Below are 389 nucleotides of genomic sequence, written 5' to 3'. Positions count from 1 at the left end.
ACGGACCTGTTCGGCGACCGCCGCGACGTCGTCGTCGTGCGCGTCGACGGCGAGCTCAAGGACCTTGCGCTGCCGCTGCCCGCCGGCGCGGTCGTCGAGGCCGTCACCATCGACTCGCCCGACGGGCTGTCGGTGCTGCGGCACTCGGCGGCGCACGTGCTCGCGCAGGCGGTGCAGGAGGTCAACCCGCAGGCGCGCCTGGGCATCGGCCCGCCCATCACCGACGGGTTCTACTACGACTTCGACGTCGAGACCCCGTTCACGCCCGAGGACCTCAAGGCGATCGAGAAGGTCATGAACCGGATCGTCAAGGAGGGGCAGACCTTCCGACGCTGGGACGTGACCGAGGCGCAGGCGCGCGAGGAGCTCGCGGCCGAGCCGTACAAGCT

The 389-nt window shown here is 71.0% G+C and carries 1 pseudogene; it reads left to right on the top strand.

The window, feature by feature from the left end:
• Positions 1 to 389 (top strand): annotated as a pseudogene (gene thrS, locus G3I71_RS49675) (threonine--tRNA ligase); the annotation flags it as partial.

It is taken from the genome of Streptomyces sp. SID12501 (assembly GCF_010550245.1).
GTDB lineage: Bacteria > Actinomycetota > Actinomycetes > Streptomycetales > Streptomycetaceae > Streptomyces.
The sequence above is the reverse complement of the archived record's forward strand: the minus strand, read 5'-3'. Positions and strand labels throughout refer to the sequence as shown.